Source organism: Streptomyces sp. NPDC053432, from assembly GCF_055585365.1.
In genome coordinates this window covers 1-16,788 of the sequence record NZ_JBVJKF010000016.1, presented here as the reverse complement: position 1 = coordinate 16,788, position 16,788 = coordinate 1, and the positions used below count along the sequence as shown (strand labels likewise).

The 16,788-nt window shown below is 70.7% G+C and carries 16 protein-coding genes; 7 read left to right on the top strand and 9 right to left on the bottom strand.

The genetic code is table 11. The features are described from left to right. Positions 1-77: 77 nt before the first annotated feature. From ACZ6Y1_RS24600 to ACZ6Y1_RS24585, 4 genes are all read right to left on the bottom strand, one after another. Positions 78-647, bottom strand: coding sequence for a Dps family protein (locus ACZ6Y1_RS24600; RefSeq protein ID WP_469633644.1), 570 nt, complete (start codon positions 645-647; stop codon positions 78-80). A 203-nt stretch (positions 648-850) separates the two neighbouring features. After that, positions 851-1,342: a DoxX family protein gene (locus tag ACZ6Y1_RS24595; RefSeq protein ID WP_469633640.1), complete on the bottom strand. Its 492-nt coding sequence runs from the start codon at positions 1,340-1,342 to the stop codon at positions 851-853. A 2-nt stretch (positions 1,343-1,344) separates the two neighbouring features. Then, on the bottom strand, positions 1,345-2,007 hold the full coding sequence (locus ACZ6Y1_RS24590) for a hydrolase (RefSeq protein ID WP_469633638.1): 663 nt from the start codon (positions 2,005-2,007) through the stop codon (positions 1,345-1,347). Positions 2,008-2,381: 374 nt separating this feature from the next. Then, on the bottom strand, positions 2,382-3,383 hold the full coding sequence (locus tag ACZ6Y1_RS24585) for an alpha/beta hydrolase (protein WP_469633635.1): 1,002 nt from the start codon (positions 3,381-3,383) through the stop codon (positions 2,382-2,384). A gap of 257 nt (positions 3,384-3,640) precedes the next feature. On the opposite strand from ACZ6Y1_RS24585, the gene ACZ6Y1_RS24580 reads away from it, so the two are divergent. The 4 genes from ACZ6Y1_RS24580 (at position 3,641) to ACZ6Y1_RS24565 (ending at position 9,374) form a co-directional block, all read left to right on the top strand. Then, entirely contained in the window at positions 3,641-4,012 is a 372-nt protein-coding gene (locus tag ACZ6Y1_RS24580) for a hypothetical protein (RefSeq protein WP_469633633.1), read from the top strand. Between the two features lie 243 nt (positions 4,013-4,255). After that, positions 4,256-7,153, top strand: coding sequence for a hypothetical protein (locus ACZ6Y1_RS24575; RefSeq protein WP_469633629.1), 2,898 nt, complete (start codon positions 4,256-4,258; stop codon positions 7,151-7,153). Positions 7,154-8,374: 1,221 nt separating this feature from the next. After that, positions 8,375-8,878 carry a GNAT family N-acetyltransferase gene (locus ACZ6Y1_RS24570; RefSeq protein ID WP_469633627.1) on the top strand — a complete coding sequence of 168 codons (504 nt, stop codon included), beginning with the start codon at positions 8,375-8,377 and terminating at the stop codon, positions 8,876-8,878. Further along, the gene (locus ACZ6Y1_RS24565; protein WP_469633624.1) at positions 8,826-9,374 is read left to right on the top strand and encodes a transposase; all 549 of its coding nucleotides are present in this window, start codon (positions 8,826-8,828) and stop codon (positions 9,372-9,374) included. The genes ACZ6Y1_RS24570 and ACZ6Y1_RS24565 overlap by 53 nt, the downstream gene beginning before the upstream one ends. 50 nt (positions 9,375-9,424) lie before the next feature. On the opposite strand, the gene ACZ6Y1_RS24560 is transcribed toward ACZ6Y1_RS24565, so the two are convergent. From ACZ6Y1_RS24560 to ACZ6Y1_RS24550, 3 genes are all read right to left on the bottom strand, one after another. Beyond that, complete coding sequence (locus tag ACZ6Y1_RS24560; protein ID WP_469633621.1) at positions 9,425-10,123, bottom strand: helix-turn-helix domain-containing protein; 699 nt, start codon at positions 10,121-10,123, stop codon at positions 9,425-9,427. Continuing rightward, positions 10,124-10,405: a hypothetical protein gene (locus tag ACZ6Y1_RS24555; RefSeq protein WP_469633618.1), complete on the bottom strand. Its 282-nt coding sequence runs from the start codon at positions 10,403-10,405 to the stop codon at positions 10,124-10,126. A gap of 888 nt (positions 10,406-11,293) precedes the next feature. Then, positions 11,294-12,133, bottom strand: coding sequence for an IS5 family transposase (locus tag ACZ6Y1_RS24550; RefSeq protein ID WP_469633615.1), 840 nt, complete (start codon positions 12,131-12,133; stop codon positions 11,294-11,296). Between the two features lie 121 nt (positions 12,134-12,254). Between ACZ6Y1_RS24550 and ACZ6Y1_RS24545 the strand changes: the two genes are divergently transcribed. Continuing rightward, a complete protein-coding gene (locus ACZ6Y1_RS24545) occupies positions 12,255-13,397 on the top strand; it encodes a serine/threonine-protein kinase (protein WP_469633612.1) in 1,143 nt (380 codons plus the stop codon). A gap of 125 nt (positions 13,398-13,522) precedes the next feature. Further along, complete coding sequence (locus ACZ6Y1_RS24540; protein WP_469633609.1) at positions 13,523-13,939, top strand: hypothetical protein; 417 nt, start codon at positions 13,523-13,525, stop codon at positions 13,937-13,939. A 167-nt stretch (positions 13,940-14,106) separates the two neighbouring features. On the opposite strand, the gene ACZ6Y1_RS24535 is transcribed toward ACZ6Y1_RS24540, so the two are convergent. Together ACZ6Y1_RS24535 and ACZ6Y1_RS24530 are read right to left on the bottom strand one after the other, a co-directional pair. After that, a complete protein-coding gene (locus ACZ6Y1_RS24535; RefSeq protein ID WP_469633606.1) occupies positions 14,107-14,979 on the bottom strand; it encodes a potassium channel family protein in 873 nt (290 codons plus the stop codon). 258 nt (positions 14,980-15,237) lie between these two features. Next, a complete protein-coding gene (locus ACZ6Y1_RS24530) occupies positions 15,238-15,606 on the bottom strand; it encodes a cyclic-phosphate processing receiver domain-containing protein (RefSeq protein WP_469633603.1) in 369 nt (122 codons plus the stop codon). 425 nt (positions 15,607-16,031) lie between these two features. On the opposite strand from ACZ6Y1_RS24530, the gene ACZ6Y1_RS24525 reads away from it, so the two are divergent. Continuing rightward, positions 16,032-16,697 carry a response regulator gene (locus ACZ6Y1_RS24525; protein ID WP_469633601.1) on the top strand — a complete coding sequence of 222 codons (666 nt, stop codon included), beginning with the start codon at positions 16,032-16,034 and terminating at the stop codon, positions 16,695-16,697. Positions 16,698-16,788 lie beyond the last annotated feature (91 nt).

The following is a 16,788-nucleotide window of genomic DNA, read 5'->3' as shown; positions in this document are numbered from 1 at the left end:
GTCGTACGTCCGCCCCGGCGGTTGCGGGAGGGCGTTTTCGGGAGTGGTGTCCTCGCGCCCCGGGAGTCCGTGCCGTGTCACACCCGTACCAGGGGTGTGTCGACGAGGTGCTCGGCGAGGAACCACACCTGGGCCTCGCCCGTCCGGACGACCTCGGAGACGAGCAGGTCATTGCTGCCCTCGTCGCCCTCGGCCGAGAGCCGGGCGGCGGCGTCACGTGCGTCGACGAGGACCCGCTCGTGGGCGTCGAGCAGCCGCGACAGCATGACCGGGACCGGCTCGACGCCGTCGGGCGGGCGGGGAATCGACGTCAGCTCGGCGACGTGGCGAGGATCGCCGACGGCGACCCCGCCGAGGCTCTGGATCCGCTCGGCCAGGGCGTCCACGAGGGCGAGCTGGGCATCGGCATGACGGTCCAGCAGTTCGTGCAGCATGTGGAAGGTCGCACCGCGGACCAGCCAGTGGTGCTTCTTGTAGAGGGAGTACAGGATCTGCGTGTCCGCGAGCACCTGGTTCAGGCGCTGGGCGGCGTACATGCGGGTGTCGTGGCCCAGGCCGAGCGGCAGCTGCTTGACCGTGCCGAAACGCTGGGTCTCGGGGCCCTTCTGATGCAGCAGCGGCTGGCCGCCGCCGTGTGAGGGATCCATGGGAAGTGTTTCTCCTGGGGTCGTGCGCGAATGTTCGGGTGTGGGGCCCGGCCGCGGTTCGAGCGGGGCGTCGGGCGGCGGCCGGGCCGGTCACGAGGCCGGGCGGTGAGGCCGTCGGCGTTGGCGCGGTCAGGCCGTCGGCATTGGCGCGGTGAGGCCGTCGGCGCGGTCAGGCCGTCGGCGCGGTGCGGCCGTCGGCGCGGTCAGGCGGCCGGGGGGCGGTGCAGGACGAGCCGGGTGAGCAGCCCGCTGCCGACCCCGGCCGCGAGCACGAGGGCGGTCCACCACAGGGGGTACGGCGTCAGCCCCAGCGCGGCGTCGAGGGAGCAGGCCCCCGGACCGGTGGCCGCCAGGGCGGCGGTGGCTCCGATGAGGACGAGGGGGTACTCGTAGCCGTCGTTCTGCACCCAGAGGCCGTTCGGCCATTTCACGGTGAGGGCTACGGTCATCACCCCGATGGCCCCGGTCGCGGCCAGCGGGGTCAGCAGGCCGGCGGACAGCAGCAGGCCCGAGCCGATCTGGCCGCCGCCGGCTGCGAGGGCGGTGAGGGCGCCGCCACGGAACCCGTCGGACCGGAACTCGCGGGCCCCACCGTCGAGGCCCTTGCCGCCGAGGTGCGTGCTGATCTTCTGGACTCCGTGGCCGGTGATGAGCAGACCCACCAGCAGCCGCAGGACCAGCAGGCCGGTGTCCAAGGTCAGCCGGCCGCGTGCGCGCCGATGACCGTCTGCGCGTAGACGACGCCGAGGCCGTAGGCACCGGCGTGCTCCTTGACGATCTCCATGACGGCGCCGTACGTGTCCTGGCGCGCCCAGTCACGCTGGAGTTCCAGCAGGACCTGCACCCAGGTCACGGGGACCGCGCCGGCGGCGATCATCCGCTGGAGGGCGTGTTCGTGGGCGGCGGGGGTGACGCCGCCGGAGGCGTCGGTGACGACGTAGACCTCGTACCCCTGCTCCAGTGCGGACAGGGCGGGCAGGACGAGGCAGACCTCGGTCCACAGCCCGGACAGGATGATCTTCCTGCGGCCGGTGGCGCGGACCGCCTCGACCAGGGCCTCGTCCTCCCAGGCGTTCATGCTGGTGCGGTCGACCGGCTTCTGGTCGGGGAACACGGCGGCGAGCTGGGGCAGGAGCGGGCCGGAGAAGGACTCCGCGGCGACCGTGGTGAGCACCGCCGGTACGTCGAAGGCGCGCGCCGCCTTCGCGAGGCCGACGGTGCTGTTGATGATGGCGGTGCGGTCGCCGCTGCCCGTCCCGAAGAACATCTGGGGCTGGTGGTCGACGAAGAGCATGACGGAGTTGTCCGGCGTGAGCAGGTCCGCACTGGGGGCGGCATGCACCTGGGCGATGTCGAACATGGGAACGTCCTCTCGGGAAACGGCGTCAAGGGATCGAATCGGTTCCGGGGCCGATCACCGAATCGTGGTGACCGGCACTCCTTGAACGTAGATCCGTCCAGGTCAGCCGGATTGCCCGAGCGTGCCGGGCCCCTTGCCCATGCGTGCACGACGCCCCACGGTCGGCTCTGCACGCGGACGCTCTCCGGCCCGCCGGTGCCGAACGGAGCCGGGATTCCGGACACTTGTCGGTGCAGAACCTTCGGAGGGCTCCGTGTCAGGCGGCTGTCCGCCTGAGTTCCGTCGCAGGGTTCCTCGACCTCGTTGCCACGGGACGCCTGGCCGGCACGTTGTCGATCCCGCGACCGACTACCGCCTACCGCCGGAGGAGACCGTCAGCTGGTGGCGAGAAGGTGCTCGAGCCAGTTGCGGCGTGCCGCGACAGCGGCCTTGCTGATCCGCGCCTCGGGGGCCTTCCGGTCGAAACCGTGGATTCCACCGGGCCACACGTGCAGCTCGGCTTCGCCGCCGGCCTGCCAGATCCGGTCGGCGTAGGCGAGGATCTCATCGCGCAGGCACTCGGCGGAGCCGACGTCGAGGAATGTGGGCGGCAGGCCGGCCAGGTCGGTGGCGCGGGCGGGCGCGGCGTACTGCGGCACGTCAGCTCCGCCCCGGGCGTTGCCGAGCAGCGAGCTCCAGGCGAACCCGTTGCGGCCGCGGTCGAAGAGTTCGACGTCGTCCATCTGCAGGGCCGAGGCGCTGTCGTTGCGGTCGTCGAGCAGCGGGGCGATCAGCAGCTGGCCGAGCAGGCGGGGACCGCCCTTGTCGCGCACGGTCAGGGCGAGCGCTGCGCTGAGGGTGCCGCCGGCGCTGAAGCCCGTGACGACGATGCGCTCAGGGTCGATGCCGAGCTCGTCCGCGTGGTCGGCGACCCACAGCAGGCCGGCGTAAGCGTCGTTGATCTGGGCGGGGTAGGGGTGCTCGGGCGCGAGCCGGTAGCCGACCGAGATCAGTGTGGCCCCGAGCCGCTCGGCCGTCTCGAGTATCTGGTCGAGCCCGGTGCGGTGATCGCCACAGTAGAAGCCGCCGCCGTGTGTGAAGTAGAGCGCCGGCCGCGACGCGGGCGCGCCGGAGGGTGTGCATACCAGCAGCGGGATCTCGGGGGCGCCGTCCAGGCCCGGCACCGAAGGCTGGAAGACGGTGAAGCGCCCGCCATGACTGAGGTCCTCGAGCGCCGCGACTGCGGCGTCGTCCTCCGCGCGGATCACCGACAGCCTCTCGGGGCTCATCGGCGCCAAGTCCGGTTCCTCCGCCAGGTAGGCGTCGTAAGCGACCTGCAGTTCGGCATCGAGAGGAACGGGAACGGCGGGCACGGTCTTTCCAGTTTCAAGATCCATGCGCGCACGCTAGCGCCCCTGCTTCTTTCGCATCATCCGGTTTTCAACACCGTGCCGATCACAGGTCCTGATCTTGTTATCGACGCGGCCTGGCCGCCGCTTGAAGGGACCTCGTCGCTCAGGGACCACACGGGCAACGCGTTGGACGCTCCCTTGTCGTTCCCGAGTTTCGGGGCAAGACGCGGGGAGACAATACGAGTGGCACACCGTCGGTCTTATCGGGCCAGAGCGGCGGGATTTCGGGGCAGGGGGTAGGCATGTCACTTGCGCGGAAGACCGCGGCCATCGTGGTGGCCCTGGTGGGAATGGGTTCCACACCGTTGATCTGGGTTCTGGACGGCTCGGACGCCGGACAGCTCACAGGGGCGTCCGTCCAGGCCGCCGTCGGCATCGCCGCCCTGATCTGGGCGCTGCTTCAGCCTTCCTCCCCCCGCAACCCGACGCCTCGTACGCAAGACACGGCGGTCCGGACCGGTACGGCGGACGCGAGCGGCGGTGCGAGCGCCGTCTCGGGCATCAGGCACCGACCGGGCCGGCGCGGTAGCGGTTCGGCGAAAGCCGAGGACACCGGCGCGGTCACCGCCTCCGGCGAGAACAGCCGCGGCGTCAGCGGCATCGATTACAGCTGACCCCGCCTTCGGCAGACAGGCACAGGTGCTGGCACCGGCACCGGGCAATCAGCACCGGCCGCAGACGGGTTGCGAGCAGAGACACCCGAAGGCGAGGGACATCCGCTCATGGCACCAGGAGACCACCACCCCCGGGTGCCGTCCCCCTCCGGCCCCTCCGACGAACGGAACACGGCAGCCGACACGACGCCCGAAGTCGCCTCCACGCCGGCCACCGGCGAGGCTCCCGGCCCCACAACTCACGTGTCCGGGACCGGGAATGCGAACGCCTCCCACGGAGGGTTCGCCAACTCGGGCTACGTGGAGAACGTGTCCGTGGTGCAGCCCCGGCGGTCCCCGAAGGACGCGCAGGGCAGTCCCGACCTGCCGGCACTCTGGGAGCTCCGGCGAGGGCGCATGGCCGGTGCGATCATGCTCGGGTGGGTCACACCCCAGCTCCAGGACGCCCGCAGGCGGCTGCACCTGGTCGACGTCCCGATGACACTCGCCGTCGGCGGCAACCAGCCCACACCGCTTCCGCCCGGCACCCCACCACGCGAGGTGTTCGAACGATCCGCTCAGCAGTTACTGATCCTCGGCGAGCCGGGCGCGGGCAAGTCGATCCTCATGCTGCGCCTCATGGAGGACCTGCTCCGCGACGGCAATCCGTGGACCACACCCGTGCCGGTACCGGTCGTCGTACCGCACGACCGTCCCGCCCCAGCCGACGTGACGGAATGGCTGATCCCCCAGGTGACCACCTGGTTCGACCTGAAGCGCGCCGAGGTCGCGGCTCTGCTCCATCTCGGCCTGCTGGTCCCGTGCCTGGAGGGCTTGGACGCCGTCGCCGAAGCCCACGTGGAGGGATGGGCAGCGGCGATCACCGGGCACCTTGACCGGCACCGCGAGCAACCGATGGTCGTAACGAGCCGCGAGGCGACGGCGCAGGCCATGGGCGTCGGCCCGGCCCTGACCGGCAGCCTCCGGATCCAGGCCCTCACCGACACTCTGCTCGACGACGCGGTCGCCTCGCTCGGCGATGACCGCCACCCCGTCGAGGACCTGCTCGCCGACAACCCGGGCATCAGGGAATGGTGCACCACCCCGCTGATGCTGGCGGTGGTCGCCGCGGTGGAACCCGGAGACTGGGACGCCCCTTCGCAGGACGAGGTCCTGCAGTTCGCGATCGCCTCTCCGGACCCCCGCCATCTCCAGGCGACATGGGAATCGGCACAGGCCATGCAGCGCGTGCGCGAGCAGTACGCGGCGCTGCGGCACTACGTGGACAGCCTGCTGCGGGAACCCGCCCCCGCCGCCCCGCTCCGCAAGACCCGGCGGACCCGGATCCTCCGCAGGACCCCGCCGCCCGGACGCCCCGTGCCACCCGTACCCACGATGCGTTCGGACCCGAAGCTGACCGGCGGGCTGCGGGGTCTTGCGCGCGCCATGAGGTACAGCGGGCAGGAATACTTTGACAGCGTCAGCCTGCTGGCCGCCTCGGACCCGGCCGAAGCCCGCCTCCTGGGCGCCCGAAGCTTCGCCCCGCGGGTACGGCAGGAGATCCTGCGGGACCTGGCGATCGCAGGGGTCGTCCTGAGCACCCGTGCCTACTCCATTGCCCCGGGTGTCCTGCTCTTGTTCGGCTGGTCGCTGCTCATGCTCTGGTACACGCAGGTGTACGGCGGGCTGCTGGAGGCGCCGGCTCTGCGCTGGGTAGGGCGCTGGACGCACGTCCTGCCCGGCCAGTGGCGTGCACCGCTGAGGACGGCGGCCCTGGGTTACGTGGTCACGCTCGCCTACGCGCTGATGGCAAGGCTGCCGTTCGGGACGGCCGTGGTCGTCGCCGCGGTCATGGCCGCCGCGCTCCTGGTTGTGGGAGCCGGCGCGGGCCTGGCCACGTTCCGTACCCGCGGCACCGCGGCCGAGCCGAGGCGCTCCCTGCTCCGCGTCCTGCTGCGGGGAGTCGCCGCCGCGGCCGTGCTAGGACCGGTGTACTCGGCGGCCGCCTGGTGGTGTGCGGAGCTGGCGGGAACGAACAGCTTCTCGATCGGCGCGTGGGCAGGGGACGCGGTCTTCGCCGGCTTCTGCGTCTTCACGGTGTCCGGCGGATTCGCGCTGGTGCGGCACGTGATCGACCGGCTGCGGCTGAGACTGAACTACGGCGTGCCCTGGCGGCTCTCGGCGTTCCTGTCCATGGCGACCGACCACGGTCTTCTCGTGGCCACCGGCAAGGGGTACCGGTTCGTTCACTCCACGATCCGCTCCGCGGTCGAGGTCGCCCTGGCCGACCAACCCCTCGAAGTACCCGCCCCCACGCGCTCCCACGGCCCCTGGGCGAGCGGGTACGACAGCCGGGAAAGACTTTTCGCGGTGGTGCTGGACGAGACGGTTGCACGGCGCGACATCCGCCGGAAGCTGGCCGCACGCCCCCGCCTCGGGGAGGAGGGCCTGCGGGAGTCCCTCACGGCCCGGCGGTCCGCCCTGCTGTCGCAGGTGTCGGGTCACGAGCAGGCGTACCGTGAGGTGCTCGACCCCACCCGGGCCGCCGACGACGCCGATCCCACGATCAGGTACTACCTCCCGATCGCGCTGGTGTGGCTGCTCCTCGGCACCAGCCCGCTCGTGCCACTGGTCGTCCGCGACGGAGAGCCGGTCGGCCTCCTGGAGGGGACCCTCGGCATCGGGCTCGTGCTGGCCCTCCTGATCGCACCGCTGTGGGTGCTGGGTCTCGAAGGCGACGAGCACCCTGTCGCGGCGCCGGTCATCGGCGTCGTGTACCTGTTCGCGGCCGCACTGTCCCTGATGTTCGCACTCCTCCGAATCCTGGACAGCCGGTTCGACCGGGCGCCGCCGGACGAGTTGTTCGGCGGCTGGCACCTGGCGGCCGCAGGGCTGGGGACCTTCTGGCTGCCCGCCGCGGCAGCGGCCGCCGGTTACGGCATCGGCCGGTCCGTCGACCGCCTGCGCATCGGCCGCCGCGTGAACTGGGCGGCCGCCGACGTGGCGTTCAAGGAGTGGACAGCGGCCCTGGAACACGAGGTCCTGACCCGCGCCCACGCACTGCTCGACGAGACACGGCGAACGGAGCCCACCCGACGCGACGACGACCACCGCGCCCGCCCCGGACCGCCGCCCGAGGGGTGCTGTGGTCCAGGCCTGTGACATGGCCTACTGCCCGGGTCCCGGCGCGCACCGCGGTTGTGACGCCGGGGCGGCGCATGCTCCTCAGCATGTCTTCGGCGCGAGGCGTCCGCCGGTCTGTCGTGTGCTGTGCCGACCCCCGGGACTGGGCGGCCGAGATCACGCGCGGCCACAACTGGTGTCGCAGCGGCCGCCCGTCGGCCCCGCCCGGGATTGTGCTGCAGGGGCGGGGCTGAGCGTGAGGGACGGCCGCCGGAAGCGTAGGTGAGCCCACGGGGGGCGAGGAGCCCTGCACTGTGGGCGTGGTAAGGAACGCGTGGAGATTGCGTGCAGCGGCCTCCAGGCGTCGGCACCACCGCAGCAGTGATAACGCGAGCGCAGCCATGTTGTCGCCTGCCGTCTCTGACACCCTCCGTGTCGGCTGCGCCCGGGCAGACTCCTTGGCCTTCAAGTGGCTTCTCCTGAGTGTCCTCGGGCGGCTCCAACGGCCACGAGAAGATCTTGAATTGAACGCACCGTGACCGGCGAGCGCCATGACGACGCAAAGCGGTGGGACGGTGGTGGCGCGGAGCGAAGGACTTCCCTATGCGTCCGTTCCAGGGAATTCCCGGCTGGTAGCCGCCTCACCGACCGACTTGCGTTTGACCGCGCCCAGACAACCATCCGACCCGCCGCCTTCGGGCGCGGAGAAGGGCCGCGTCTGCCCATGCCTCCCCCCACACGCCCTGCGCGAGGAGCTCGACAAGCTGATGCGCCGGATGCGCCTGTCCTACATACGCGAGGCCGCACCCGGGCGTGTTCATCACCCTGGCGACCCACCCCGGCCTACGGGCCGAGGCAGACCGTCTCGATGCGGCCGACGCCGCCCTCGATGACACCGTCGACCCCCACGACCCTCAGGTCGAGGAACTCTCCGCGCAACACTGCGGGGCCCACGACAAGACCCTGCTCCAGGCATCGAAGCCACCGGACTGGACGTGGCCGAGGTCGACCTTCCCACTGTCGACAGCCTTCCCGGTCCAGTCAGCGTGGCCTGTTGTCCGAACCAGCGGCCGCTTTTGACGTCGCAGGGAGCGCGCCGGCCCGGCCCAGAAGCCGTTGCCATACCGATCATGGAGTCTGCCGATCGAACGGGAGTCCCGATCGCGTGGTCGCGGACCTGTCCGGCACGAGAGCAGGGCCTGGCGGTATGCGGGGAAAATCCAAAGGAGCGGACGGCCGCGCGCTGCTACGGTCGGCGCCATGAGCTGGCTTCCCGATGACTTCGCCCACCCTGTCCTGGTACCGCTGCCGGGCGGTGGGCATCACCTGCGGCCGATCCGGGAGGCGGACACCCCGCTCGACTATCCGGCTGTGATGGGCTCGCGCGAGCGCCTGTGGACCATCTTCGGTCCGGCCTGGGGGTGGCCCGCGGCCACCATGACCTACGAGGCCGACCAGGCCGACCTGTTGCGGCACGAGAAGGAGATCGCCGCTCACCAGTCCTTCAACTACGCGCTGTTCGACGCGGCGGAGACGGCTCTGCTCGGCTGTGTCTACATCGACCCCCCGGAGAGAGCCGCCGCGGACGCCGAGATCTCCTGGTGGGTGGTGGACGAGCTGGTGGGCAGCAAGGTCGAGCAGGCCCTCGACACGCTGGTACCGCAGTGGATCGCCGCCGACTGGCCGTTCGAGCAGCCGCGCTTCCTCGGCCGTGAGATCTCCTGGTCGGACTGGCTCGCCCTGCCGGAGCATCCCGACAGGTAAGCGACGCTGGGCGGGTGGGTGGCCGTCCGGCCGATGCTGCCGACGCCCGACCTCGTTTGTAGGGGCAGGGTGGGGGCCCGGGGGCTACCGCCACCATCAGCTGCTGGACACGATCCGCTACCTGGTCGCGGGTGTGATCTCATGGCGGGCGATGCCCGCGGACTTCCCCGCATGGGCCCGGGTCTCCGTCTTCTTCCGCCGCTGGCGCGACCACAGGTTGATCGCCGAGTCCCGCGACCGGCCGGGCGGGACGCTCCGTGAGCGCCCACGCGATCCCCCGCCGGTCCGGCTCGTTGGGATACGGCTTCTGAGCCTCACCGGTCAGAATGTGGAGTTTGACCAGGAGCGATGCGGGGTGAGGCCGCGTGCACACACCGCCCCATGTTTGCCCCATGCGCTCCCCATGCGTTCGCCCCCAAAGTTCCCCTCGATGGGTCCTCCCGTGCTCCCAGAGCCGCGCGGACCAGAGGGTGTCAGAGGACGGGGAGGGAGGTAAGACGGCGGGGGCGCCCCCTCAGGGGCGGGCCCCCGCCTTCCGTCGCTCGGTCAGGCTGCAGCCAGATGCTTCTTCGACCAGATCTGAACCGGTTTCTGGTGTTGCTGCAATGCCCATTCGAGGTAATGCTCACCGAGCTCGGGCAGGAAGGCCCGATCACGCCGGATCTCGCTGGGCGGGCTCATCCCCCGGACCCTGGACCAGGCGGCGAACCATGCCGGGAGCTTTTCGAGGGGGACCTCGCAGGCCTGAAGGAAGCTCAGGTACTGCGCGACGTCGACCGGCAGGGTCCGCGCGGTGAGGATGCGGTGAACCGTGGTGCGTGGCAGGCGCCAGCTTCCGGCCCTCTCCGAGAAGGCGCGGATCGGCGGGCGGCCGGCGGCCCCGTAGGCGTCCCGCAGGGCTCGGCTCATGTCAGCCGTGTCGGTGACGAGATCGGGGCGCGGCACGTACGCCGACCGGGCACGACGCTGGTAGGCCTTGGACGCCCTGCAGTGGAGCTCCCTTGCGCGGTCGTACTCTGTGCTGCTGTCGACGCCGCAGGCTTCCAGGTAGCCCTCTACGTGCTTCCACGAGGGCATCGTCTTGCCGGACGCTGCCCGCTTCAGGGTCGAGGCGCTCCACCAGCTGGACGTGGCGAGCGTGGCGTACGGGGTCGAGCCCCGCTTGTCACGGAGGAACTGGGCGAGCTCGCCCAGCTCGGGCACCGTGTGTTCGACCGGGACTTCGGGCCGCCCCGCGCGGGCCATCTAGTTCACGCTCCCGTTGCCGGGGCCGACAGCGGCGTTCAGCAGCCGCCGCAGCAGCCCCGCCCCGCCGCCGCCCTTGCCGTTCTTGACGTTCGTGGCGACCAGGACGGCGACGCCGACCGCGCCGGCGCCGCCCAGCAGGACGAGAACATCCTGCACGGGCATGTGCGCAACGAGGGTGAGGAGGACCGCGGCCGCGAGGAACGCGGTGATGACGAAGGCGTGCGCCATGCCGAAGCGCACGCCGGAGTGCGGGGCCGGGGCCCCGTCGATCGGATTCATTTTCAGGCACACCTTTCGAAGGCCGGGCGGCGGCCACGAGGGCCGCCGACCGGCTGCTACTGGCTCCCAAAAGCCCTGTTCCGCTGAGTGATTGGCGTCACCCGCGTAGCGGAACGAGGTACTGCAGACCAAGAGTCCCAGCTCGGCCCCCCTCTGCGCCAAGAGGCCTCGATTGGCTCAGAGGACGCCCCAAACCGATGGAATTGCCCCCCACCTGTCACACGCGCCGGACCTGCGGTGATGGCCCGCCCGACGGGGTGGAAACAATTGGCCCAACTTGTGTCCGGTCAGGCGGCCGCCACCCCCGCCCCCGAATCCCTAACCTGAACTCCGTAAGCACGCGCCCAGTCCTTCGAGGGCGAGCGCGTCGCGCAGGCGCCCCTGACTGCTACTGGCTCCCACCACGGCACACCAGGGTCATCTGCGGGTCATGTTGGCGCATGACCTGCACGGCAGCCGATGAACGCACCCCTGGGTGCGGACATCGGCTTTCGCCGTGTCCGGGCCCACTCGGCCACATCTCACGGACAGCTACCGAACCCGCGGAGTGCCCGCGGTGGAGGTGCCGGGTCAGAGGTCCCCCCTCAGCTCCACCCCCAGCGGAGCCAGCGCATCGGTGGCCCTCGGCAGGACAAGGGACGGTGTCCGTGTCGAGTTCGCACGCGAGGGCCACGACAGTCCGGACGGGCCATGGGGCAGTCACAACAACATCAAAGGTGGGAGACATGGTCTGGTCCGCCCTTCAAGATCGGAGTCCATCACGGTCGGCTCCCCATGGGAGGGGAGGAAGAGGCCATGAAGAGTGCGGCCTCTCACGGCAGAACAGCTCGTGTTCACGCCAGTAGCCGCCGGCCCGGCCCGCACGGGTCCTAGGCCGTTTCCTTCGGATCACCTCGCTGACCAGATGAATATGGCGGCGAAGTGGAGTCCGGCGAGGTAGATGGTGGCGGTCTTGTCGTAGCGAGTGGCCAGACCGCGCCATTGCTTGAGCTTGTTGATGCAGCGTTCGACGGTGTTCCGCTGCTTGTAGGCCTCGCGGTCGAAGGCGGGCGGGCGGCCACCGAGCCGGCCCAGCCGCTTGCGGTTGGCCGCTTGGCCCGCGGGCTGAGGGATCACAGCGCGGATCCCGCGTCGGCGGAGGTGACGACGGATTGCCCGGGACGAGTACGCCTTGTCGGCCAGGACCACGTCCGGGGTGATCCTGGGACGGCCGATCCGCCGGGGCACCCGTAAGCGGGCCATGACCTGAACGAATGCGGGTGCGTCACCGGCCTGGCCGGGTGTGAGGACGAACGCCAGAGGCCGGCAGCGGCTGTCGGCGGCGAGGTGGACTTTCGTGGTCAGTCCGCCGCGGGAACGTCCGAGGGCATGGTCGGACGGCTCGCCGGCCGGGGGCCCCTTTTGACGGGCTCCGGCGGCGTGCTGGTGAGCGCGGACGATGGTGGAGTCGACCGCTACGACCCAGTTCAGGTCGCCTGCGGCGTCGGCCTGGGCGAGCAGTTCGGTGAAGACCCTCTCCCAGGTCCCGTCGGCCGCCCATTTCCTCAGGCGGTTGTAGGCGCCCTTCCATGACCCGAAGTGTTCGGGAAGGTCCATCCACGGCCTGCCGGCGCGGTACTTGAACGCGATCGCGTCGATCACCTGTCGGTGATCACGCCACCGTCCACCCCGCTTCGGCGTCCGGTCCGGCAGCAACGGCTCGATGCGGGCCCACTGGGCATCAGTCAACGAAACATATCAACCAACGATCCGATGATGTGAAGGAATCGGCCTAGCGCCGCGCGGGCGGTCTCCGACGTGGATACTGCTGGGGAAGGACTTCGGGCAAGGGCTACGGCGGGGGCGACGTGTGGTCAGTGGTCTGGGTGATGGGGATCCGCGCAGCATAGGCCCCTACCGTCTCCTCGGTGTCCTCGGAGAAGGCGGTATGGGCAAGGTCTATCTGGGCAGTTCGCGGAGCGAACGCCGGGTGGCCGTGAAGGTCATCAGGTCCGAAATCGCCAGGAACCCGGAGTTCCGGGCGCGTTTCCGGCGAGAGATCGAATCCGCTCGCCGGGTGGGTGGCGCATGGACCGCGCCCGTCATCGACGCCGACCCCGACGCCGAGGTCCCTTGGCTGGCCAGCGACTACATCGACGCACCCGACTTGGGAAATCTCGTCGGCAGGCAGGGCCCGCTGAGCGAGGCTGGGGGGCTGTGGCTCGCGGCGGGGCTGGCAGAGGCGCTGGAGTCGGTGCACCGGGCCGGCCTGATTCACCGTGACCTGAAGCCGTCCAACGTCCTGGTGACCGACAACGGTCCGCGGCTCATCGACTTCGGTATCGCCCGGGCTTTCGAGGGGGCCGCGCGGCTCACCGGGACCGGCCTGATCATCGGCACACCCGGCTTCATGTCGCCAGAGCAGGCGGAGGGCGCGGAGCTGACGCCGTCCAGCGACATCTTCTCTGTGGGCTCCGTGCTGTTCTTCGCGGTCACGGGCAGGGAACCCTTCAGTGCCGGCGACGGCCGCGCGGTGCTGTACCAGGTGGTGCACAGGGAGCTGGACCTCAGTGCCCTGCCGCCCCGGCTGCGGCCAGCCCTGGACGCTTGCCTCCAGAAGGATCCTGCGAGGCGGCCGACGCTCGACAGGCTGCTCGACTTGGTCAACGGGGCGGCCGGCGCGGAACCTGAGGACGCCGGGGAGGAGCCACGGTCCGGCCCTCGTACCCGGGCGCATGCCGAGGCCCCGACTGAGACGGCCGTCTCGCCCACCGCCGTGCAGACGGTCGGCTCCCCCGCTGCCACGCTTCCTTCCCCACTGCCGATACTGATCACGCTCGTGCTGTGGACCGGAGGCGGTTTGGCTGGCCTGGTGGCCCTCGCCATGACCTCGGGTCTGGTCTTCGGAACGGCGATCCTGCCCATCCTGCTCTGGCTGGGTATCGCCGTTGCCCAGACGCAGGAACTGCGGGAGCGCCGGGCCGCCGTCCGGGCGGGTACGCCACCTCCGTGAGCGAGGCCCCAAGGAGGGGCATAAACGTCCTTGAACTGTGGCAGCTGTCCCGGCAGGGGGCCACTGGGCGATGCCCGGCGACGCGGCCCCGACAAGATCCGGAAGAGACGACCTAGGCTGACCCCATGGACATGCGGACGACCATCGAGGCCCTGGCGGCGCAAGCCGAAGAACAGATCGGTGACCAGGGGTGGATCCCGACTCCTACCGATCGCACCATCGCCGCGAAGGCCTCCGCCGACCTGCGCACCGCCATCGGCACACCCCACGCCCAGGAAGCCCTGCCCGCGATCGACCGGCTGGCGCACCTGCGGGAAGCGATCGCCGTCCTGGCCATCGCCCTCGCCGGCGTCCACGGACGACTCGCCTGGTTCCTCGGGGCGGCCACCACCGCCCTCACACCCGTCCTGCACTGGCGCGCCATGCCCGACGACTACGGCCCGACCTTCGACGCGGTCCTGCCCACCCCCGAGCAGTACACCGACGCCGAAGAGGCCATCCGTCGACTCCGTGACACCCTCACCCGCGTCACCACCGCCTGACCCACCATCAACCAGCGGAAGGCGGGAACGGGGCCCGCCCCGGACCACGGCCGCTGAAACCGCCCCCGATCGGGGCCCGTCCCGTGGCCACACCCCATCCCCGCGCGCCGGCGCCGCCCCTCCACATGGGCGGATCGAGTTGGCTCACTAGGGTCCATCCATCACGCCTACGCCGCTTCCGAGTAGCCGTGGTCAAGGGCGAAGGCCATGAACACCTGGCGTGCTGTCCCCCGGGTGTGCAGAAAGCGGTGATCGATGATTGCCGCGAGGTCGTCCAGAGCGGCCCGCAACACGGCCGCCGACATCCTGACGTCGGGATGGCGGGCGGCGGATGCCTGGTCCGCCAGTTGCATGGCGCCCGGGATTTGGCGGGCGAGCGAGATGGCGTCGTCGCCGTCGTGGAAGTAGTAGGACTCCGCGTACTGCAGGAAGTCGACGCAGATCACGCAGATGTCGGACGCCAGGCTGTCGAGGATCTCGGCGCCCGCGTCGGCGTCGACCTGGTCCGTTGCGGGGTGGGTGCGGACCAGGTGCGAGATCCGCAGCGCGAGGGCGCGGCGGCGACCCAGAGCCGGGAAGATGCCCAGTGTCCAGGCCACGGTCGCGCTCAGCAGCGCGAAGCCCGCCAGGGCCTCCAGCGGGGCGGCGATCCTGAGCCAGCCCGCGGCGGGGGCGATGTCCCCCAAGCCGAGCGTGGAGATGTGAACCAGGGACACGTACGCCGCGTCCAGGAATCCGGCGTGATCGGAGGGCCGCAGACCCGGCGCGTAGGTGAAGCCTTCCGGCATGTGCGGCCAGTACACGAGGGCCCAGCCGAGGACCGCGGTCATGGACCAGCAGGCGACGACGGCCGCCATGCCGACCGGGCCGGCGAGCCCCGTGCCCCGACGACGTGAGGACGTCTTCGACAGGCGCCACATCACGGTCATGACCAGGCGGCTCAGGCCGCCGTGGCGCGTCGGGTGCCACAGGGTGTGGAACACGTCCCGGAGGACCATCAGCACCAACCCCGCACCTGCCGCGGTGACCAGCCAGCCCATAAGGATTCCTCCAGGTCGTCCCGGGCCCTCGTGGCAGAGCCCACCGATCCCGCAGGTGACTGACTACCAGCCGGGCCGGGCCCGGTAGGCACGACTCGCCCAGCCGGCCGCCGCAGCGGCCCGGCTCAGGACCCATGGTCTCGCCTTCTGCCCCGTCGCGCGCCGCGCCGGGCCGGGAACAGCACCGGCCCGCGCGGGCCGGGCCGGAATGAACCGGTTGTCCACGGCCAGGGGCCGGGCCCGTGTCCGCAGCCCTCTTCATGGCGTGGTCGGCGTACGGCCTGCAAGGTCGGCCGTCGTCCGCTGGACACGGTAGTTCCAGCGCGCGAGTGACCTGACGACGGTTTCGGCACCGATGGGGTTGGCGCTGTGGACGTAGACGGCTCCGATCCGGAAGGGCTGTCCGTTGAAGGCGGCTTCTTCCATGAGGGTCACCACCGGCATGATGGTGTCGTCGCCGCCGAGATCGTGGTCGAGCCACAGCTCGTCGATGAAGCTGTTGCGGTGCTCCTCCAGCAGCTGGATGCCTTCGCGGCTGGTGCGGGCAATCCGCGTGGCCCGGGGCAGGGGGCGGAGGTCGTCTATGCCGAGGACGAGGGGTATCGGCGAAGCGAGGGGCTCTTTCACTGGGGCATTGTCACAGCCGCCCGGCGGGCTGACCACGCGGTGTCGAGGCTCGACTGTGCGGGTCGCGCCCCCGGCGAAGTGGTCCCGCGGGCTCCTGTCGGGCCAGTACGAGTGGGCCGGCGCTCGTCCGTGTCGGCGCCGTACGGTCCGCCCGAGAGCGAGCCCGGCGCCGCGGCCGGCCGCTCGGCGTCGGCGAGCGGAAGCGTCTGCCCGTCCGGCGGCATCCAGTACGTCCCGGCCGGCTCCGGCGTGTTCCGTCGGCCGGGGTGTCCGAGGGGTGTCCGAGGGGTGTCCGACCGGACAGCGGGAGAGAGCTGCGGAGGGGCGCGGCTGCGTGTGGGGGGGATACGGCGTACAACTGGAGGGCCTCGTACGGGGCCGGTGCGGCGTCAGTCGTGCTGCCGCCGAGCAGGAGGCCAGGAGACGTGTCCGTCACCGTGGTGATCGCCGACGACCAGCAGCTGGTCCGTACCGGCTTCCGGATGATCCTCGACAACACCCCGGGGATCGACGTGCTCGCCGAAGCGGCCGACGGCAACGAGGCGCTGGAGGCGGTGCGGCGGCTGCATCCCGATGTGCTGCTGGCCGACATCCAGATGCCTGGTCTCGACGGCCTCGAGGTCACCCGCCTCCTGCGGGAGGAGGGGGCGGCTCAGGTGGTCATCGTCACGACCTTCGACGACGACACCTATGTGCGGACCGCCCTGCGCAACGGTGCCAGCGGCTTCCTCCTCAAGGACGCCAGCCCGGCCCTCCTGGTGGAGGCCGTACGTGCTGCCGCGGTGGGCGATTCGCTCATCTCCCCTGCCGTCACGGTGCGGCTGCTGGCCGACATGGCATCGAGGAAGGGGCCGGCGCCGGGTGCTCGGCCTGCCCGCGAGGAGCTCACCGTGCGGGAGAGGGAGGTGGTGGTGCTGGCCGCGCGGGGGCTGACCAATGCGGAGATCGGGCAGGAGCTGCGTCTTTCGGTCTCTGCGGTCAAGGCCCACCTCGCGCGGGTGCAGGGCAAGCTGGATGCCCGTAACCGGGTCGAGGTCGCCTTGTGGGCCTGGGAGAGCGGTCTGTCGCACGACTATCTGTCGCGCGACTAGTCTTCTGAGTCAGGAATTCTGTTCAGATATGAGGCGAGGCGTTCAAGGATCTCGTCCGCGGTCTTCGTCCAGACGTAGGGCTTCGGGTCGG

Bases quoted from the DNA above. Each gene is read 5' to 3' on its own strand.
- ACZ6Y1_RS24600 (WP_469633644.1), bottom strand. From the start codon at position 647: ATGGATCCCTCACACGGCGGCGGCCAGCCGCTGCTGCATCAGAAGGGC.
- ACZ6Y1_RS24590 (WP_469633638.1), bottom strand. From the start codon at position 2,007: ATGTTCGACATCGCCCAGGTGCATGCCGCCCCCAGTGCGGACCTGCTC.
- ACZ6Y1_RS24585 (WP_469633635.1), bottom strand. From the start codon at position 3,383: ATGGATCTTGAAACTGGAAAGACCGTGCCCGCCGTTCCCGTTCCTCTC.
- ACZ6Y1_RS24580 (WP_469633633.1), top strand. From the start codon at position 3,641: ATGTCACTTGCGCGGAAGACCGCGGCCATCGTGGTGGCCCTGGTGGGA.
- ACZ6Y1_RS24570 (WP_469633627.1), top strand. From the start codon at position 8,375: ATGAGCTGGCTTCCCGATGACTTCGCCCACCCTGTCCTGGTACCGCTG.
- ACZ6Y1_RS24560 (WP_469633621.1), bottom strand. From the start codon at position 10,123: ATGGCCCGCGCGGGGCGGCCCGAAGTCCCGGTCGAACACACGGTGCCC.
- ACZ6Y1_RS24555 (WP_469633618.1), bottom strand. From the start codon at position 10,405: ATGAATCCGATCGACGGGGCCCCGGCCCCGCACTCCGGCGTGCGCTTC.
- ACZ6Y1_RS24540 (WP_469633609.1), top strand. From the start codon at position 13,523: ATGGACATGCGGACGACCATCGAGGCCCTGGCGGCGCAAGCCGAAGAA.
- ACZ6Y1_RS24535 (WP_469633606.1), bottom strand. From the start codon at position 14,979: ATGGGCTGGCTGGTCACCGCGGCAGGTGCGGGGTTGGTGCTGATGGTC.